This window comes from Methylibium sp. T29-B (genome assembly GCF_000576225.1).
In the GTDB taxonomy this organism is placed as follows: domain Bacteria; phylum Pseudomonadota; class Gammaproteobacteria; order Burkholderiales; family Burkholderiaceae_C; genus Methylibium; species Methylibium petroleiphilum.
This window is the reverse complement of sequence record NZ_AZSN01000035.1, coordinates 17,415-31,845: the sequence shown is the minus strand read 5'-3', so window position 1 is coordinate 31,845 and position 14,431 is coordinate 17,415. Positions and strand designations below refer to the sequence as shown.

Genomic DNA, 14,431 nt, shown 5'->3' with positions numbered 1-14,431 from the left:
CCCGCGGCAGCGCCAGCCCGGGGGCGTGCGACTGCAGCGCCTCGCGCGAGACGACGAAGCCGACGATGTCGTGCCCGGCCGGGCTCACCAGCTCGAAGCCGCCGTCCTCGCCGCTGACCATCACGCCGTCGGCGCCGACCAGGCGGCCGTCCAGCCGCGAGCCGTCGTCGGCCACGGTGATGCCGCACCACAGCGCGCCCTGCCAGACCTCGCAGCGCTGGCGCAGGCGCTGGCTGGTGCGCTCGCGGAACAGCTGCACGCCCGCACTCACCGCCTCGTCGAGCCGGCCTTCGAAACCGCCGCTGCCGAGCTGGTCGTATGCCTGTCGCCAACCTGACAGATGCGAGGCGTGCTCGTCGACGTCGGTCGAGCGGTGCGAGCGCGCGCACCACGGAGCGTCCTGCCGTGCGGCGTGGTCGGGCACGTTCTGCGTGCTTGCGGTGCCGTTCAACATTGCCGATTTCCGCTAACGCTCCCTCTGCGCTCTGTCTACGCTGATGCAAACACCGCGCCAACTGCGGGGACTTTCACATCATCCGGAGGGATTACGCATGAGTACAAGTACGGGACCGGGACTGAACAAGTCCCTCTCGACCCTGCAGCTGTGGGGCATCGCGGTCGGCCTGGTGATCTCGGGCGAGTATTTCGGCTGGAGCTACGGCTGGGCCGGCGCCGGCACGCTGGGCTTCCTGGTGACGGCGGGCTTCATCGCGCTGATGTACACCACCTTCATCTTCAGCTTCACCGAGCTCACCACGTCGATCCCGCACGCGGGCGGCCCGTTCGAGTACGGCCGCCGCGCCTTCGGTCCGACCGGCGGCTACATCGCCGGCTACGCCACGCTGATCGAGTTCGTGTTCGCGCCGCCGGCCATCTCGCTGGCGATCGGCTCCTACCTCGCGGTGCAGTTCCCGGGCCTGGACCCGAAGACCGCCGCGGTCGGTGCCTACCTGATCTTCATGACGCTCAACATCCTGGGCGTGCAGATCGCGGCCACCTTCGAGCTGGCGGTGACGCTGATCGCGATCTTCGAACTGCTGGTCTTCATGGGCGTGGTGGCGCCGGGCTTCTCGATGGCCAACTTCGTCAAGGGCGGCTGGTCCGGCGAGGACAGCTTCAGCCTCGGCTCGCTCGGCGGCATCTTCGCCGCGATCCCGTTCGCGATCTGGTTCTTCCTGGCGATCGAGGGCGTGGCCATGGCGGCCGAGGAGGCCAAGGACCCGAAGCGCTCCATCCCCATCGCCTACATCGGCGGCATCGTCACCCTGCTGCTGCTGGCCACCGGCGTGATGATCTTCGCCGGCGGCGTGGGCGACTGGACCAAGCTGGCCAACATCAACGACCCGCTGCCGCAGGCGATGAAGGCGATCGTCGGCGAATCCAGCGGCTGGCTGCACATGCTGGTGTGGCTGGGGCTGTTCGGCCTGATCGCCTCCTTCCACGGCATCATCCTCGGCTACTCGCGGCAGATCTTCGCGCTGTCGCGCGCCGGCTACCTGCCCGAGCTGCTGGGCAAGGTTCATCCGCGCTTCCACACGCCGCACATCGCGGTGCTGGCCGGCGGCGTGGTGGGCATCCTGGCCATCTTCAGCGACGAGCTGATCTCCTTCGGCGGCCAGACCCTCACCGCCAACATCGTGACGATGAGCGTGTTCGGCGCGATCGTGATGTACATCGTCAGCATGGCCAGCCTGTTCAAGCTGCGCCGCAGCGAGCCGAACCTGGCGCGGCCCTTCCGCGCGCCCATGTTCCCGATCTTCCCGGCCTTCGCGCTGGCGGCGGCCGTGGTGTGCCTGGCCACGATGGTGTACTTCAATCCCTTGGTCGCGATGCTGTTCGTCGGGCTGGGCGTCGTCGGCTACGGCTATTTCCTGCTGACCCACAAGCGCCGCGAGCGGGCGGCGCTCGCTGCGGCATGATCGACGCATGGCCTACGCGCACTCCATCGGCCCGCGGCGCTACAGCTTCGACGACCTGCGCACGTTGATGGCCCGGGCTTCGCCCGCGCGCTCCGGCGACGAACTCGCCGGGGTCGCGGCGCGCAGCAGCGAGGAGCGCGCCGCGGCGCAGATCGCGCTGGCGGCGCTGCCGCTCAAGACCTTCCTGAACGACGCGCTTGTGCCCTACGAGGACGACGAGGTCACGCGCCTCATTCTCGACAGCCACGACGCCGCCGCCTTTGCCCCGATCGCCCACCTCACTGTGGGCGACCTGCGCGACTGGCTGCTGTCCGACGCGGTCGACGGCGACACGCTGCGCGCCGCGGCGCCCGGCCTGACGCCCGAGATGACCGCAGCGGTCAGCAAGATCATGCGCAACCAGGACCTGATCCTGGTCGCGCGCAAATGCCGCGTGCGCACGCGCTTTCGCGACACCATTGGCCTGCCCGGCCGGCTGTCCACCCGGCTGCAGCCCAACCACCCGACCGACAACGCCGCCGGCATCGCCGCCAGCACGCTCGACGGCCTTCTCTACGGCAGCGGCGACGCGGTGATCGGCATCAACCCGGCCACCGACAACGTGGCCCAGGTGACGCGGCTGCTGCAGATGCTGGACGCGGTGATCCAGCGCTACGAGATCCCCACGCAGAGCTGCGTGCTGACCCACGTGACCAACACGCTGCAGTGCATCGAGCGCGGCGCGCCGGTGGACCTGGTGTTCCAGTCGATCGGGGGCACCGAAGCCACCAACCGCAGCTTCGGCATCGACCTGGCGCTGCTCGCCGAGGCGCACGACGCCGCACTGTCGCTGCAGCGCGGCGCGCTGTTCTCCGACGACGGCCAGCGCGGCCGCAACGTCATGTACTTCGAGACCGGCCAGGGCAGCGCGCTGTCAGCCCAGGCCCACCACGGCTGCGACCAGCAGACGATCGAGGCGCGGGCCTACGCGGTGGCACGGCGCTTCGAGCCGCTGCTGGTGAACAGCGTGGTCGGCTTCATCGGCCCCGAGTACCTGTACGACGGCAAGCAGATCATCCGCGCCGGCCTCGAAGACCATTTCTGCGCCAAGCTGCTCGGCCTGCCGATGGGCTGCGACATCTGCTACACCAACCACGCCGAGGCCGACCAGAACGACATGGACGTGCTGCTCACGTTGCTGGGCGTGGCCGGCTGCAGCTTCATCATGGGCATCCCGGGCTCGGACGACGTGATGCTGAACTACCAGACCACATCCTTCCACGACGCGCTCTACGCACGCCGCGTGCTGGGCCTGCGGCCCGCGCCGGAGTTCGAGCGCTGGCTGGAGGCCATGCGCATCACCGAGCCCGGCGCGCCCGATCGGCTGACCGACCTGATGCCGCCGGCCCTGGCCCGCCTGCTGGAGCACCCGCGCTGATGAGCGGCGGCCCGGTCATCGCCAACCCCTGGAGCGTGCTGCGCCGGCACACACCGGCGCGCATCGGCCTGGGCCGCAGCGGCATCAGCCAGCCCACTGCGCCGCAGCTCGACTTCCAGCTTGCGCACGCCCAGGCGCGCGACGCCGTGCACCGGCCGCTGGACCATGAAGCGGTCGACGCCGCGGTCCGCGCGCTCGGTCTGCCGACGCTGGCGTTGCACAGCGCTGCCGCCGACCGCCATATCTACCTGCAGCGGCCCGACCTGGGCCGCCGGCTCGACGAGGCCTCCATCGCCCGTCTCGCCGCCTGCACGGCCAACGAACAGGCCGATCTCGCGCTGGTGGTGGCCGATGGGCTGTCGGCGCTGGCCATCGAGCGCCACGCCGCGCCCTTCATCGCCGAACTGCGCCGTGTGCTGGCGCGCGACTGGCGCTGGGCACCGGTGGCGATCGTGCGGCAGGCGCGCGTGGCGATCGGCGACCCGATCGGCGAGGCGCTCGGCGCCCGGCTCGCGGTGGTGCTGGTCGGCGAGCGGCCGGGGCTCAGTTCGCCCGACAGCATGGGTGTCTACGTCACCTGGTCGCCGCGAGCAGGCCGGGTCGACGCCGAGCGCAACTGCATCTCCAACGTGCGCCCCGAGGGCCTGCCCTTGCCGCAAGCCGCCGCCCGCCTAGCCTGGCTGCTGGGCGAGGCGCGCTCGCGCCAGCTCACCGGCGTGGCCCTGAAGGACGACAGCGGGCCGGCGCTCGAAACGGGCGGCGACAGCGGCAGCTTCCTGCTCGCGCCACCCTGATCCGACTTCCTCTTACTTGACGACGGCCGGCAGGTTGTCGAGTCCGGCGCGGTAGACGCCGGAAATCACCTTCTTCGCCTCATCGTCCGAGACGCCTTCCTTGGCCTTGAAGGTCGACGACCAGGTCACCGTGGAGCCGCCCTTCGCCTTCGCGACCTTCAGCGTCGAGACATAGTCGGTCACGGGCAGCGGCGAATCGGTGATGCGGTACTTGTAGCTCATCGACGAAGCGCTGTGCGACAGCAGTTCCTCGGTGATCTTCGCGCCGTCCTTGGTGGTCAGCACCCGCACCGTGCCCTTGGTATTGCCCTTGCCCTTGGTGATCTCGGTGCCGCCGATCGCCGGGTGCCAGTTCTGCCAGCTGTCGAAGTCCTTGATGGCGGCGAAGGTCTTGGCCGGCGTGGCTGCCACGTCGACCTTCTCCGTGACCGAGAGCGTCTTTCCCGCGGCCAGCGCGCCGCCGGTCGCGAATGCGAGCGAGAGAAGAATGCCGAACGTACGATGGCCTGCTGCAGTCATGTTGTCTCCTGTGTTCTTGACGGACGGAATGGCGAACGCCGCGCGGCGTCGGAAGACACAGAGCGCGCGGCACCCACTGCGATGCTATGTCCGACCCGTCCGCTCCGACGCACGCCGCAGCGGGCAACTTGCCCGCGCTGCGTCCTGCGTCGGCGCCTTGTCAGCCGCGGGCAGGCATTGAGGGCGGTCGGTGTCGCCCAGGTGACAGCACAGCCTGCGTGCGCCGTCAGCGATCGCGCTCGCGGCCGCTCGCCGTCTGTGCATCGAGCCCGCGCGCCGGCGATTCGGCCACCTGCGGCAGGTCGTCGCCATGCTCGATCAGTTCCTCGACGATCAGGCGTCCATACTTCTGCGCGCGCTCGGCGTTGAAACGCCGCGCCACCGAGGCGACCCGGCGCGCCTGATCGTCGGAGGGCGCGCGCACCACCAGCCAGTGATAGCCCCGCTCGGCCAGCGCACGGTGCGCCTTCACGAGGTTGAGTTCCTGCCCGAGCGAGGCGAGCGGGCTGGCGTCGGCCAGTTGCGCATCGATCTGCTCGATCATCGCGGCCGGCGTGTAGCTCCGCACCGTGTCGGGCCCGTGGAAGCCAGCCTCGACCAGCGCGGCCTGCGCGAAGCGCAGGTCGGCATCGCTGGGGAAGGAGATCACCACGTGACCGACCGGCTTGAACACGCCGTAGGCTTCGGGGACTTCGTGCTGGCTCATCGGCAACTCCTGTTGAGGTTGCCGCCATCGTGGCCTCGCCGACACTGCCTGACGATCAGCGGACCGCGCCCCTGCGTGTGGGCCTGGGCCTACAGCCGCCGGTGGGCCTTCAGCGGCCCGGCGCGGGGCCACCGAAGGCCGCGATGTCGAGCTGCCCTGTGGACTCGAAGCGCAGCGCCGTCCCCACCGCGCCGGCCAGCTTGCCGCGCAGGCGGTAGTCGAGGCTGCGCACGTCGCGCGAGGGCAGGCCGAGCATCTGGCGCACCGCGGCGATCGCCGAGACGCTGGCCGGCACGCCGATCACCGCCTCGCCGAAGCGCGGCACGCTGCCGGCCGCGTCGCTGACGCCGCTGGCGAAGGGCTGGCCCATCAGCTCGAGTTCCATCGAGAGGCCGCGGTAGTCGATCGGCGCATCGTTCGGGTTCTGCACGCGCAGCTTGACCAGGAAGCGCAGTTCCAGTCCTTCTCCGGGCAGCGCCTCGAGGCCGGCCACCGACACCCGCGGTGGATCGCGGCCGGACAGGCCGGCGCACGCGCCGACGGCGAGCGCGGGAACGAGCAGCAGGAGCCGGCGACGACGGGGCATGGTTCGCCATCATGCGCCACTGCGGCCCGGTAGAGTTCGGCCAAAGCCATCCCGGCCCCCGACCGCCGGCCTCGCCCCCTCCTCCATGCTGACCACGCTGCCCTTCCTGGTGTGCCTCGGCGCCGGCCTGACCGGCGGCGTGTTCTTCGCGTTCTCCGCCTTCGTGATGAAGGCGCTGGCCGAGTTGCCCGCAGAGCACGGCCTGGCTGCCATGCAGCGCATCAACCGGGTCGTGTTGAACCCCGGCTTCCTGGGCCTCTTCATCGGCACCACGGTGCTGGCCGCCATCTGCATCCTCGCCGGCTTCTTTCCGTGGGGAAGCACGCGCTCGGCGCTGCTGCTGGCCGCCGGCCTCTGCTACGTGATCGGATCGTTCGGCGTCACCGCCGTCTGCAACGTGCCGCGCAACGAGCGGCTCGCGCGGCTGGACAGCGGGTCGGCGGAAGCCGCGGCCTACTGGCCGGTCTATGTGCGCGAGTGGTTGCGGTGGAACCACGTGCGCACCGCCGCCTGCCTCGTGTCCGCCGCCGCGGCAGCCGCGGCGCTGACCTGCTGAACCGCGACGCGCACGCCCTGTACAGGCCCGCGATGGACCAGCGCATCGTCGGCTTTCATCGGGACGACGAAGCCCACTGGGTCGCCGAGCTCGAGTGCGGCCACAACCAGCATGTGCGCCACGACCCGCCGTGGACGAACCGGCCGTGGACCACCACCGCCGAGGGCCGCGACAGTGCGCTCGGCAAGCGCCTGGCCTGCAGGAAGTGCGACCAAGGCGCGCCGCGCGACTGGGGCGGCTGAGCGTCCTTCCAAGGTGCTACGCGGAATCGAGCTCGCATCGTGAGCTCTGCGGCGACTGTTACATCCATTCACGCCGATCTTCAGTGCGGCTTCAGCGGGCATCAATAACGTCAGTGTGGTTATCGATCCACGAGCGAGACGCCTTGCACGCGTCGCGCATCGCCAGGGGAGTTCCACGCCGTCATGAGATCTCAGGCCCCGAGCAGCCGTCCTGCTTCGCGCACGGGCAGCTCTTCCTCTGCAACGCACCCCAGCGGCGACCTCGCGCTGTATGCGCTGCTGCTGGTACTGACGCTGGCGACGTGGCACCTCAGCACCAGCGGCTATTTCGAGACGGGAGACGACATCGGCTACTGGCTCGGGGTCGGCGGCGGCGTGGCGATGCTGCTGCTGTTCGGCTATCCGCTGCGCAAGTACCTCCCCGGCATGCGCCGGTGGGGCAAGGTCAAGTGGTGGTTCTGGGCCCACATGACGCTGGGCATCGGCGGGCCGGTGCTGATCCTGGCCCACACCACCTTCCACGTCGGCTCGCTCAACGCGGCGGTTGCGCTCTACAGCATGGTGATCGTCGCCCTCAGCGGCGTGGTGGGCCGCTTTCTCTACGTCCGCATCCACCATGGCCTGAGCGGTGAGAAAAGCAGCCTGCAGGAACTGCAGGCCCGAGCCGGGCTGGATGGGCAGGCTGCGCGGTCGCGCCTGCAGTTCGCCCCCAAGGTCGAGGCGCAACTGCTCGGCTTTCACCAGGAGACCTTGGCGACAGGGCGCGACTTGCGCCATGTCTGGCGACTGCTCTTCGTGCTGCCTTGCCGACAATGGCGGGTCTACCGCCAATGCTGCAAAGGTCTGGACGAGGCGATCTGCGCGGCGAGCCCGGGTCGCCCGGCGGAGGAAATGGCCGCGCGCCGAAGACAGTTGCGCAAGCTGATCGGCCGCTATCTGGCGGCGGTGGTGCGGGTCGCACAGTTCTCGGCGTACGAGCGCGTGTTCGCGCTGTGGCACGTTGCACACGTTCCCTTCGTCTACCTGCTCGTGGTCAGCGCGACGGTCCATGTCGTGGCGGTCCACGCCTACTGATGCTGCGGCCGGATGAACGCATGGTCAGCATGGACAAGGGCCATCCGGGCGGGCCTTGCGTGCTGCGCTCTGCTCCCCGGCCTGTCGCCGGCACAGGGCATCGAGTCCGTTCTCCAGCCGGGCCCGGTCATCCAGGGCCACGCCAAGTGGGAGCACGAGTGTGCGACGTGCCACGTCAAGTTCAACCGCAAGGCACAGGACGGGCAGTGCATGGACTGCCATAAGGACATCGGCCAGGACGTGCGCGGCAAGACCGGCTACCACGCCGGCTCAAGCCTCAGGCCTGCAACAGCTGCCACACCGATCACAAGGGGCGCGGCGCGCAGATCGTCGAGTTCGACCCGAAGCGCTTCGATCACCGCCAGTCCGATTACCTCCTGCGCGGCGCTCACGAGAAGACGGCCTGCGACAAGTGCCACCTGACGGCGCGTGAATGGGCGTTCGTCGAGGCGCTGGCGCTGCGCGCCGGCCGGCTGGTCTCGAAGGGCGATCTGGAGGCACTGGTCCTGGGCCTGGAGGGCGAGGTGTCAAGCAACATGCTGGAAGTGCATGTGTCCGGCATCCGACGCAAGCTGGGGCGTGGCCTGATCGAGACCGTACGCGGCATGGGCTACCGGATCTCCGCATGAGCGCTCTGCCCTCGATTCGTGGCCGACTCTCGGCGGCGCTGATCGGTGTTTCGCTGGCCTGGGGCGTTGCCGTGTCGGCCGCCGTGGGGTGGGTGGTCCGGCACGAGGTCGACGAGTTGCTCGACAACACCCTGCAGGAGTCGGCCGAGATCCTGATGGGCCTCCTCGTGTCGAATGCGACGTTGCTCCCGACGACCGGAGAAAGAGCCATGCCGGCGCCACCGCACGACGAACAGATGGTCTGGCAGGTCGTCGATGCCAGCGGTCGGGTGATGCTGCGTTCGCATCGTGCGCCGGACGCCGCCCTGGGCCCGGCGGCCACGCTTGGCTTTTCGGACCAGGGCCGGGCGTGGCGCGTGTTCACGCTGCCGCTGGACGCCGAAGGCCGCAAGTTGCATGTCGCTCAGCGGGCGGCCGAACGCCATGAGGCACGCTTCGATGCGATCAAGTACCCGATGGGCACGGCTCTCGCCATCGGGCTGCTCGGTTCGCTGTGGCTCCGGTTGCGCGTGACAAGAGAGCTCGAGCCGATCGAACGGATGTCGAAGGCCATCGCGCAGTTCGATCCCATGCTGCCGGGACAGGCGCTGATCGGTCCCGCGCGCAGCGAACTCGCGCCCGTGCACCGGGCGATCACCGGCCTGAGCAGTCGCCTCGCCCGGCAGGTCGCCAACGAGCGCGCATTCGCGGCCCACGCAGCACATGCCCTGCGGACTCCGCTGGCGGCGATGGTCGCCAATCTGGCCGTCGCGCAGCGACACGCGCTGCCCATCGAGCAGACCTACCTGAAACGAGCCCGCGAGTCGGCCGACCGCTTGCGCCGGGTCGTCACGGCATTGCTCACGATGTTCCGCAGTGGTGGTGAAGTGAACCGCCAACCTGTGGACGTGGACCAGTTGGTGAGCGAACTGCCGTTCGGCAGCCTGGCCGTCGTGACACGCGGCACGGCGCGTGTGAAGGCCGATCCGGACTTGTTGGCGGCGGCGTTCATGAACTTGCTGGACAACGCGTTGCGCCACGGGGCGACCAGCGTCGTCATCTCCCTGCAGCACGACGATCACGCCACGCTCATCCGGCTGAAGGACGACGGCAGCGGTCTTGCCGAACCGGATCGCCAACGCATCCAGGCCGCCCTGGACGTGCAGGATTACGACGGCAACATGGGGCTCGGGTTGATGCTGTCCGACATGGTGGCGCGTGCACATGGCGGGCGACTTCGGTTGGTCCCGGCCGCGTCGGGCTTCGCGGTGGAGATGAGTCTGGGCTAGAGCCTGTTAACGCTACCGGAAGGCTCGCTCGCCCTCACCCGCCGCCAAGCACATTGGCTGCCGGAATCAACGTGCCGCCGGCCGCTCAACCCTGCCTGAGCGTCGGCATCAGCCGATCGGACACGGGGATGCTGGCATCGCCGTCGATCTCAGTCGCGATCTGGTTGCAGACCGCTCGACACAGGGTGGCCGCACGCTGGCTCTTCAGGTTGTAGAAGATCTGGGTGCCCTCACGCCGCTTCCCCAGGATACCGGCGCGGTACAGCGTGGAGAGGTGCTGCGACATGTTGGGCTGCGTGGTGTCGATCTCCGCAAGCAGCTGCGAGACGTTCTTTTCGCCATGGCACAGCGCGCTGATCAGCCTCAGGCGGATCGGCGTCGACAAAATGGAGAACAGGTCCGCCGCCGAGGAGAAGACGGCCTCTGACTCTTCCTGGCTCACCGGGATTCCTTCGGGTTTCGTTCGATTGCCATCGTAGCGGATTCTGCGCTTCCTGCACTACTTGCGCATACATCAAATCATGGCCCACCACCCCTCACTTGAAGCGGTAGTGATCCCGCTGCAGCACGGCTGCGATCGCGGTGACCTCCTCGGGGAACAGGCCGAGACCCAGCTCGGTGTTGCACTGCTCGACCATGCCACGCAGCAGCCCGGGCGTGGTGATGCGTTCACCGGGTCGGAACACCGCGGACCCGTCCCCGCCGAACTTCGTGGCGTGGCATTGCTGGCATTTGTGCTCCGTCATCAGCCGCTGGCCCATCGCGAGGTCGGCGTCCTTGAAGATATCGAGACCCTGGGCACCGGCGCCCGCCCCCGCCAGGCAGGCGATCGAGGCGCAGATCCGGCGGACGGTGGAGACCATGGAAGACTCCTTGGAGAACGTGCCGGTCCGGGCCGGACCGGGAATCAGGTGGCGCATCGCGAAGTGTCCTGCATGCCCGCCGTCCTGTCCGGTCGATCCGCCAGCCGGAGCAGGTCCAGGACGTCCTCCTCGAACATTTCTCCGGGTATCGACTGCAACAACCGTCCCGACCGACCGACCGCGCACGTCATCGGAATGACGTTGCGGGACGTGAAGAGCGGCCGGAGCCGCTGGGCGCTCATCGAGACCGGAAAGCCGTAGCCGCGGTCGGCCAGATAGCGGCGCACGACGCCGGCATCGCGGTCGACGGCGACACCGAGCACCCGCAGCCGCCGACCGGCGCTGGCACGGTGGAGCTTCTCGACGTGTTCGTTGTGACGTCGGCAGAACGGGCAGGTCGTCGACCAGAACACGACAACGGCCGCGGTGTCATTCCAGTCGGCCGGTTGAAGGACCGTTCCATCCACCAGGGCGATCGTCGGCCAGTCGATGGCCGGCGACGCGCCCGGTTGTTGCGCCGCGGCCGGCATCGGCAGCAGACCTCCGGCCGCCGCGGCCAGGATCGCGCGGCGTGACCACGGCAGTTCAGTCACGCTCCTGCTCCATCTGCAGATAGGTGTTGTAGGCGTTCATGCGGTTCGCCGCGCCGAACAGCGGCAACCCCTCGAACCGAGACCAATCGGCCTTCCGATAAGCGTCCTCGAAAGGCTCCAGGTTGCGGGCCGCGTCACCCATGGTCTGTCGCAGGTAGAGCAGGTAATCGTGCGTCAGGCGGATGTCCTCCGCGGGTTGGCGTGATGGCGGGCCGTGTCCCGGCACCATGACCCGGATGTCGAAGCGCAGCAAGCCGTCGAGCGACGCGATCCAGCGCCGGCTGTCCGCCTGGCCCACGAAGGGGATGCGACCTCGGAACACCGTATCGCCGGCGAACAGCACGAGCTCGCGGGGTACGTGAACCACCATGTCCTCGGGCGTGTGTGCCGGCCCGACGGCGCGCAACTGGAACTCGAATCCACCGACCTTCAGATCGGTGTCGCCATCGAGCCAGACGTCGGCCGGCACGAGCCGCGTCGCTTCGTCCACCCACGGAAAGAGCGTCTGACGGCTGGCCTCCAGCCGCTGTCGCGCGGTGTCGGAGTTCAGGTACTCGAGGGAACGCCGCTGCGCCACGACGGTCGCGCCGGCCCTCTTGAACGCCTGCAGCCCGTACACGTGGTCGGCGTGATAGTGGGTCACCAGCACATGACTCACCGGCTTGTCCGTGATGCGGCGGATCTCCTGCAGCAGGCGCTCGGCGAGCGGTGGCGAGCCGAGCGCATCGATGACCACGACCGAACTGTCGGTCACCACGAAGCCGGCGTTCGAGATGAAGTTCTGGTTCGAGGCCGACCCGAGGGCCGTCTCGCCCTGCACGAAATAGCTGTGCGGTGCCACCTGCTCGGCTTGCATCGCCACGGTCACATCGTTTGCCTGCGCATGCGCGCCCGGCAGCAGTGCACACAGGCCGAGCGCCGCCGCGATGCGGCGCGACGCAGACAGCCATCGGCCTCCGAGGCCTCGGGGTGCGGGCAGACCCTGATGGTGCAGTCGCCACAAGCAACCGTAAATTAGCATTTACGAATATTAAGAGCTGCCAACCTTACCGCCAGCGACGACGCTCATCGTTTCTACCGGGGTGAGCACAGTGCGTCGAAGCGTCTTCCACCACAGACACCAGGAGCCTGCATGCCAAGAATCCTCCCGCCCCTGCCGGCACTGCGCATGTGCCTCGCCGTGGGGCTCGTCGTCGCCGGCAGCGCCCAGGCGCAGAGTGCGTCGCAGGCCCTCCACCTGAAGGCGCTCGCGGCCACCTGCGCAAACTGCCACGGCACCGACGGTCGCGCCGTCGATGGCGCCGGCAGCATCCCATTGCGCGGGCTGGGCAAGGACTACATCGTGGCCCAGATGACCGCCTTCCGTGAAGGCAAGCGCGCGGCCACCGTGATGCACCAGCTCGCCAAGGGCTACACGCCCGAGCAGGTCGAGCAGCTCGCCGCGTACTTTGCGGCCCAGAACTGAAAGGCCTCCCATGAAGCGTCGTCAACTGATCCAGGCCGGCCTCGCCGGCGGCGGGCTGCTCGCCCTGGGGGGCTGCGCCACCCCGAGCGGCGGCGTGCCCGGCAGCGCGAAGGTCGTCGTCATCGGCGGGGGCTACGGCGGTGCGACCGCAGCGAAGTACGTGCGCCTGCTCTCCGACCAGCGCATCGACGTGGTCCTGATCGAACCCCAGGCCAGCTTCGTCTCCTGCCCGATCTCCAATCTCGTGGTGGGCGGCACGCAGACGTTGGGGGACCTGACGACGTCCTACGACGCGCTGGCCACACGCCACGGGGTGCGCATCGTGCGGGACACGGCATCGGGGATCGATGCCACAGCCCGGACCGTGACGCTCGCATCCGGCGCCACGATCCGCTACGACAAGCTGGTGCTCTCCCCGGGCATCGAACTGATGTTCGACGGCGTCCAGGGGCTGCGCGAGGCACAGGCCAGCGGCCAGATCCTGCAGGCCTGGAAGGCCGGGCCCGAGACCCTGGCGCTGCGCCGGCAGCTCGAAGCGCTGCCCGACGGCGGCGTGTACGCCATCGCGATCCCCGAGGCGCCTTTCCGTTGCCCCCCCGGGCCCTACGAGAGGGCCAGTGTGGTCGCGGCCTATTTCAAGCGCGCGAAGCCCCGCTCGAAGGTCCTGATCCTCGACGCCAACCAGGATGTCGTCTCCAAGGCCGCTCTCTTCAAGAAGGCCTGGGCCGAGCTTTATCCCGGCATGGTGGAGTACCGGCCGCAGCACAAGGCGGTGGGGGTCGATCCGCGGACCGGCACGATCAAGTTCGATGTGCAGGACGATGTGAAGGCTGACGTGCTCAATGTGCTGCCGCCGATGCGCGCCGGCGCGATCGCCGTGCAGACCGGCCTAGCCAATGCCAACGCACGCTGGTGTCAGGTGGACTACCAGACCTTCGAATCCACGGCGGCGAAGCACATCCACGTGCTGGGTGACTCGATCCAGGTCGCGCCGCTGATGCCCAAGAGCGGCCACATGGCCAACTCGCATGGCAAGGTGGCCGCCGCTGCGATCGTGGCGCAACTGATGGACCTCGAGATCAATCCGCGTCCGATGCTGACCAACACCTGCTACAGCTTCGTCGACGAGAAGCACGTGATCCACGTCGCCAGCGTGCACGAATACGTCGCGGCCGAGAAGACCTTCAAGACCGTGGCCGGTTCCGGCGGCGTCTCGGCCGCTCGCAACGAAGCCGAAGCCGGCTTTGCCATGGCCTGGGCGCGCAACATCTGGGCCGACACGCTGGGCTAGAACTCCAGCCCCTCGGCGATGGCCTGGATGCCGGCCTTCGCGCAGGCGTCGTCCGCAGCGCCGCCCGGCGCGCCGGACACGGCGATCGCACCGACGACCGAACCCGCCGATTCGATGGCCTGACCACCGCCGACCGCCACGACCCGCGGCGCGGTGCGAATGCCGCTCATCTCCTTGCCGGCCTGCGTTTCGGTCCCCAGCGTGGCCGTGGGGATGCGAAAGCTCGCTGCCGTCCAGGCCTTGCCGATGGCCAACTCGACGGTGTGCGCGCCCGCATGACGATCGCGCAAGAACACCTGCGGCAACCCGGCGCGGTCGACCACTGCCACGCCGACCTGGTAGCCCGCCTTTCGGCAATGCTCGAGCGCAGCGCGCGCCGCGGTCAGCGCAGTCTCGGGCGTCAGCGACCTGGTGATGAAGGTCCCTTCGGCAGTTTGCGCCGGAGCGGCTCCCACCGACATCCACAGTGCGGCCAGCACCGCGAAACGTTCTGCCTTGCTCATCGGTGC

19 protein-coding genes and 2 pseudogenes are annotated in these 14,431 nt (G+C 68.8%); 11 read left to right on the top strand and 10 right to left on the bottom strand.

The window, feature by feature from the left end; all coding sequences use genetic code 11:
- Positions 1-454, bottom strand: a pseudogene (locus Y694_RS08230) (AraC family transcriptional regulator); the annotation flags it as partial.
- 43 nt (positions 455-497) lie between these two features.
- Between Y694_RS08230 and eat the strand changes: the two are divergent.
- Genes eat through eutC form a run of 3 tightly spaced genes read left to right on the top strand, consistent with a single transcriptional unit; the run spans position 498 to position 4,130 of the window.
- A complete protein-coding gene (gene eat / locus Y694_RS08225) occupies positions 498-1,919 on the top strand; it encodes an ethanolamine permease (protein ID WP_409072469.1) in 1,422 nt (473 codons plus the stop codon).
- Between the two features lie 7 nt (positions 1,920-1,926).
- Positions 1,927-3,336 (top strand): ethanolamine ammonia-lyase subunit EutB, encoded by a 1,410-nt coding sequence (locus Y694_RS08220; RefSeq protein WP_036231505.1) that lies wholly within the window; start codon positions 1,927-1,929, stop codon positions 3,334-3,336.
- Positions 3,336-4,130 (top strand): ethanolamine ammonia-lyase subunit EutC, encoded by a 795-nt coding sequence (gene eutC / locus Y694_RS08215; protein ID WP_011830006.1) that lies wholly within the window; start codon positions 3,336-3,338, stop codon positions 4,128-4,130. Before Y694_RS08220 ends, eutC begins: the two co-directional genes overlap by 1 nt.
- Positions 4,131-4,142: 12 nt before the next feature.
- Here the strand turns inward: eutC and Y694_RS08210 are convergent, their stop codons facing one another.
- From Y694_RS08210 to Y694_RS08200, 3 genes are all read right to left on the bottom strand, one after another.
- Positions 4,143-4,649 carry an SRPBCC family protein gene (locus Y694_RS08210; RefSeq protein WP_011830007.1) on the bottom strand — a complete coding sequence of 169 codons (507 nt, stop codon included), beginning with the start codon at positions 4,647-4,649 and terminating at the stop codon, positions 4,143-4,145.
- A gap of 226 nt (positions 4,650-4,875) precedes the next feature.
- On the bottom strand, positions 4,876-5,355 hold the full coding sequence (locus tag Y694_RS08205; protein WP_011830008.1) for a hypothetical protein: 480 nt from the start codon (positions 5,353-5,355) through the stop codon (positions 4,876-4,878).
- A gap of 109 nt (positions 5,356-5,464) precedes the next feature.
- The gene (locus Y694_RS08200; RefSeq protein WP_011830009.1) at positions 5,465-5,941 is read right to left on the bottom strand and encodes an LEA type 2 family protein; all 477 of its coding nucleotides are present in this window, start codon (positions 5,939-5,941) and stop codon (positions 5,465-5,467) included.
- 85 nt (positions 5,942-6,026) lie between these two features.
- Between Y694_RS08200 and Y694_RS08195 the strand changes: the two genes are divergently transcribed.
- The 4 genes and pseudogenes from Y694_RS08195 to Y694_RS27085 form a co-directional block, all read left to right on the top strand.
- Positions 6,027-6,497 (top strand): DUF1772 domain-containing protein, encoded by a 471-nt coding sequence (locus Y694_RS08195; protein ID WP_036231504.1) that lies wholly within the window; start codon positions 6,027-6,029, stop codon positions 6,495-6,497.
- Between the two features lie 32 nt (positions 6,498-6,529).
- Positions 6,530-6,739, top strand: a complete 210-nt coding sequence (locus Y694_RS08190) for a DUF3565 domain-containing protein (protein ID WP_036231503.1) — start codon at positions 6,530-6,532, stop codon at positions 6,737-6,739.
- Between the two features lie 183 nt (positions 6,740-6,922).
- Positions 6,923-7,813, top strand: coding sequence for a hypothetical protein (locus Y694_RS08185; protein WP_036231502.1), 891 nt, complete (start codon positions 6,923-6,925; stop codon positions 7,811-7,813).
- A gap of 12 nt (positions 7,814-7,825) precedes the next feature.
- Positions 7,826-8,047: pseudogene (locus tag Y694_RS27085) on the top strand (cytochrome C); the annotation flags it as partial.
- 23 nt (positions 8,048-8,070) lie between these two features.
- Here the strand turns inward: Y694_RS27085 and Y694_RS26480 are convergent.
- A complete protein-coding gene (locus Y694_RS26480; RefSeq protein WP_255343777.1) occupies positions 8,071-8,205 on the bottom strand; it encodes a hypothetical protein in 135 nt (44 codons plus the stop codon).
- Between Y694_RS26480 and Y694_RS26715 the strand changes: the two genes are divergently transcribed.
- Together Y694_RS26715 and Y694_RS08180 are read left to right on the top strand one after the other, a co-directional pair.
- Positions 8,191-8,442 carry a winged helix-turn-helix domain-containing protein gene (locus Y694_RS26715; RefSeq protein ID WP_310732219.1) on the top strand — a complete coding sequence of 84 codons (252 nt, stop codon included), beginning with the start codon at positions 8,191-8,193 and terminating at the stop codon, positions 8,440-8,442. The genes Y694_RS26480 and Y694_RS26715 overlap by 15 nt on opposite strands.
- Positions 8,439-9,710, top strand: coding sequence for an ATP-binding protein (locus Y694_RS08180; protein WP_051495655.1), 1,272 nt, complete (start codon positions 8,439-8,441; stop codon positions 9,708-9,710). The genes Y694_RS26715 and Y694_RS08180 overlap by 4 nt, the downstream gene beginning before the upstream one ends.
- A gap of 85 nt (positions 9,711-9,795) precedes the next feature.
- Here the strand turns inward: Y694_RS08180 and Y694_RS08175 are convergent, their stop codons facing one another.
- From Y694_RS08175 to Y694_RS08160, 4 genes are all read right to left on the bottom strand, one after another.
- The gene (locus Y694_RS08175; protein ID WP_011830012.1) at positions 9,796-10,152 is read right to left on the bottom strand and encodes a helix-turn-helix transcriptional regulator; all 357 of its coding nucleotides are present in this window, start codon (positions 10,150-10,152) and stop codon (positions 9,796-9,798) included.
- 94 nt (positions 10,153-10,246) lie between these two features.
- Positions 10,247-10,573, bottom strand: a complete 327-nt coding sequence (locus Y694_RS08170; RefSeq protein ID WP_041930131.1) for a hypothetical protein — start codon at positions 10,571-10,573, stop codon at positions 10,247-10,249.
- A gap of 44 nt (positions 10,574-10,617) precedes the next feature.
- Positions 10,618-11,166, bottom strand: coding sequence for a TlpA disulfide reductase family protein (locus tag Y694_RS08165; RefSeq protein WP_011830014.1), 549 nt, complete (start codon positions 11,164-11,166; stop codon positions 10,618-10,620).
- On the bottom strand, positions 11,159-12,022 hold the full coding sequence (locus Y694_RS08160; protein WP_011830015.1) for an MBL fold metallo-hydrolase: 864 nt from the start codon (positions 12,020-12,022) through the stop codon (positions 11,159-11,161). The genes Y694_RS08165 and Y694_RS08160 overlap by 8 nt, the downstream gene beginning before the upstream one ends.
- Before the next feature lie 276 nt (positions 12,023-12,298).
- Between Y694_RS08160 and Y694_RS08155 the strand changes: the two genes are divergently transcribed.
- Positions 12,299-12,631 (top strand): c-type cytochrome, encoded by a 333-nt coding sequence (locus tag Y694_RS08155; protein WP_036231500.1) that lies wholly within the window; start codon positions 12,299-12,301, stop codon positions 12,629-12,631.
- A 10-nt stretch (positions 12,632-12,641) separates the two neighbouring features.
- Positions 12,642-13,922 (top strand): NAD(P)/FAD-dependent oxidoreductase, encoded by a 1,281-nt coding sequence (locus tag Y694_RS08150; protein ID WP_036231499.1) that lies wholly within the window; start codon positions 12,642-12,644, stop codon positions 13,920-13,922.
- On the opposite strand, the gene Y694_RS08145 is transcribed toward Y694_RS08150, so the two are convergent.
- Positions 13,919-14,425: a heme-binding protein gene (locus tag Y694_RS08145; RefSeq protein WP_051495654.1), complete on the bottom strand. Its 507-nt coding sequence runs from the start codon at positions 14,423-14,425 to the stop codon at positions 13,919-13,921. The two genes, Y694_RS08150 and Y694_RS08145, sit on opposite strands and share 4 nt — an antisense overlap.
- Between the last annotated feature and the right edge of the window lie 6 nt (positions 14,426-14,431).

Bases quoted from the DNA above. Each gene is read 5' to 3' on its own strand.
- eat (WP_409072469.1), top strand. From the start codon at position 498: ATGCAAACACCGCGCCAACTGCGGGGACTTTCACATCATCCGGAGGGA.
- Y694_RS08220 (WP_036231505.1), top strand. From the start codon at position 1,927: ATGGCCTACGCGCACTCCATCGGCCCGCGGCGCTACAGCTTCGACGAC.
- eutC (WP_011830006.1), top strand. From the start codon at position 3,336: ATGAGCGGCGGCCCGGTCATCGCCAACCCCTGGAGCGTGCTGCGCCGG.
- Y694_RS08210 (WP_011830007.1), bottom strand. From the start codon at position 4,649: ATGACTGCAGCAGGCCATCGTACGTTCGGCATTCTTCTCTCGCTCGCA.
- Y694_RS08205 (WP_011830008.1), bottom strand. From the start codon at position 5,355: ATGAGCCAGCACGAAGTCCCCGAAGCCTACGGCGTGTTCAAGCCGGTC.
- Y694_RS08200 (WP_011830009.1), bottom strand. From the start codon at position 5,941: ATGCCCCGTCGTCGCCGGCTCCTGCTGCTCGTTCCCGCGCTCGCCGTC.
- Y694_RS08195 (WP_036231504.1), top strand. From the start codon at position 6,027: ATGCTGACCACGCTGCCCTTCCTGGTGTGCCTCGGCGCCGGCCTGACC.
- Y694_RS08190 (WP_036231503.1), top strand. From the start codon at position 6,530: ATGGACCAGCGCATCGTCGGCTTTCATCGGGACGACGAAGCCCACTGG.
- Y694_RS08185 (WP_036231502.1), top strand. From the start codon at position 6,923: ATGAGATCTCAGGCCCCGAGCAGCCGTCCTGCTTCGCGCACGGGCAGC.
- Y694_RS08180 (WP_051495655.1), top strand. From the start codon at position 8,439: ATGAGCGCTCTGCCCTCGATTCGTGGCCGACTCTCGGCGGCGCTGATC.
- Y694_RS08170 (WP_041930131.1), bottom strand. From the start codon at position 10,573: ATGGTCTCCACCGTCCGCCGGATCTGCGCCTCGATCGCCTGCCTGGCG.
- Y694_RS08160 (WP_011830015.1), bottom strand. From the start codon at position 12,022: ATGCAAGCCGAGCAGGTGGCACCGCACAGCTATTTCGTGCAGGGCGAG.
- Y694_RS08155 (WP_036231500.1), top strand. From the start codon at position 12,299: ATGCCAAGAATCCTCCCGCCCCTGCCGGCACTGCGCATGTGCCTCGCC.
- Y694_RS08150 (WP_036231499.1), top strand. From the start codon at position 12,642: ATGAAGCGTCGTCAACTGATCCAGGCCGGCCTCGCCGGCGGCGGGCTG.
- Y694_RS08145 (WP_051495654.1), bottom strand. From the start codon at position 14,425: ATGAGCAAGGCAGAACGTTTCGCGGTGCTGGCCGCACTGTGGATGTCG.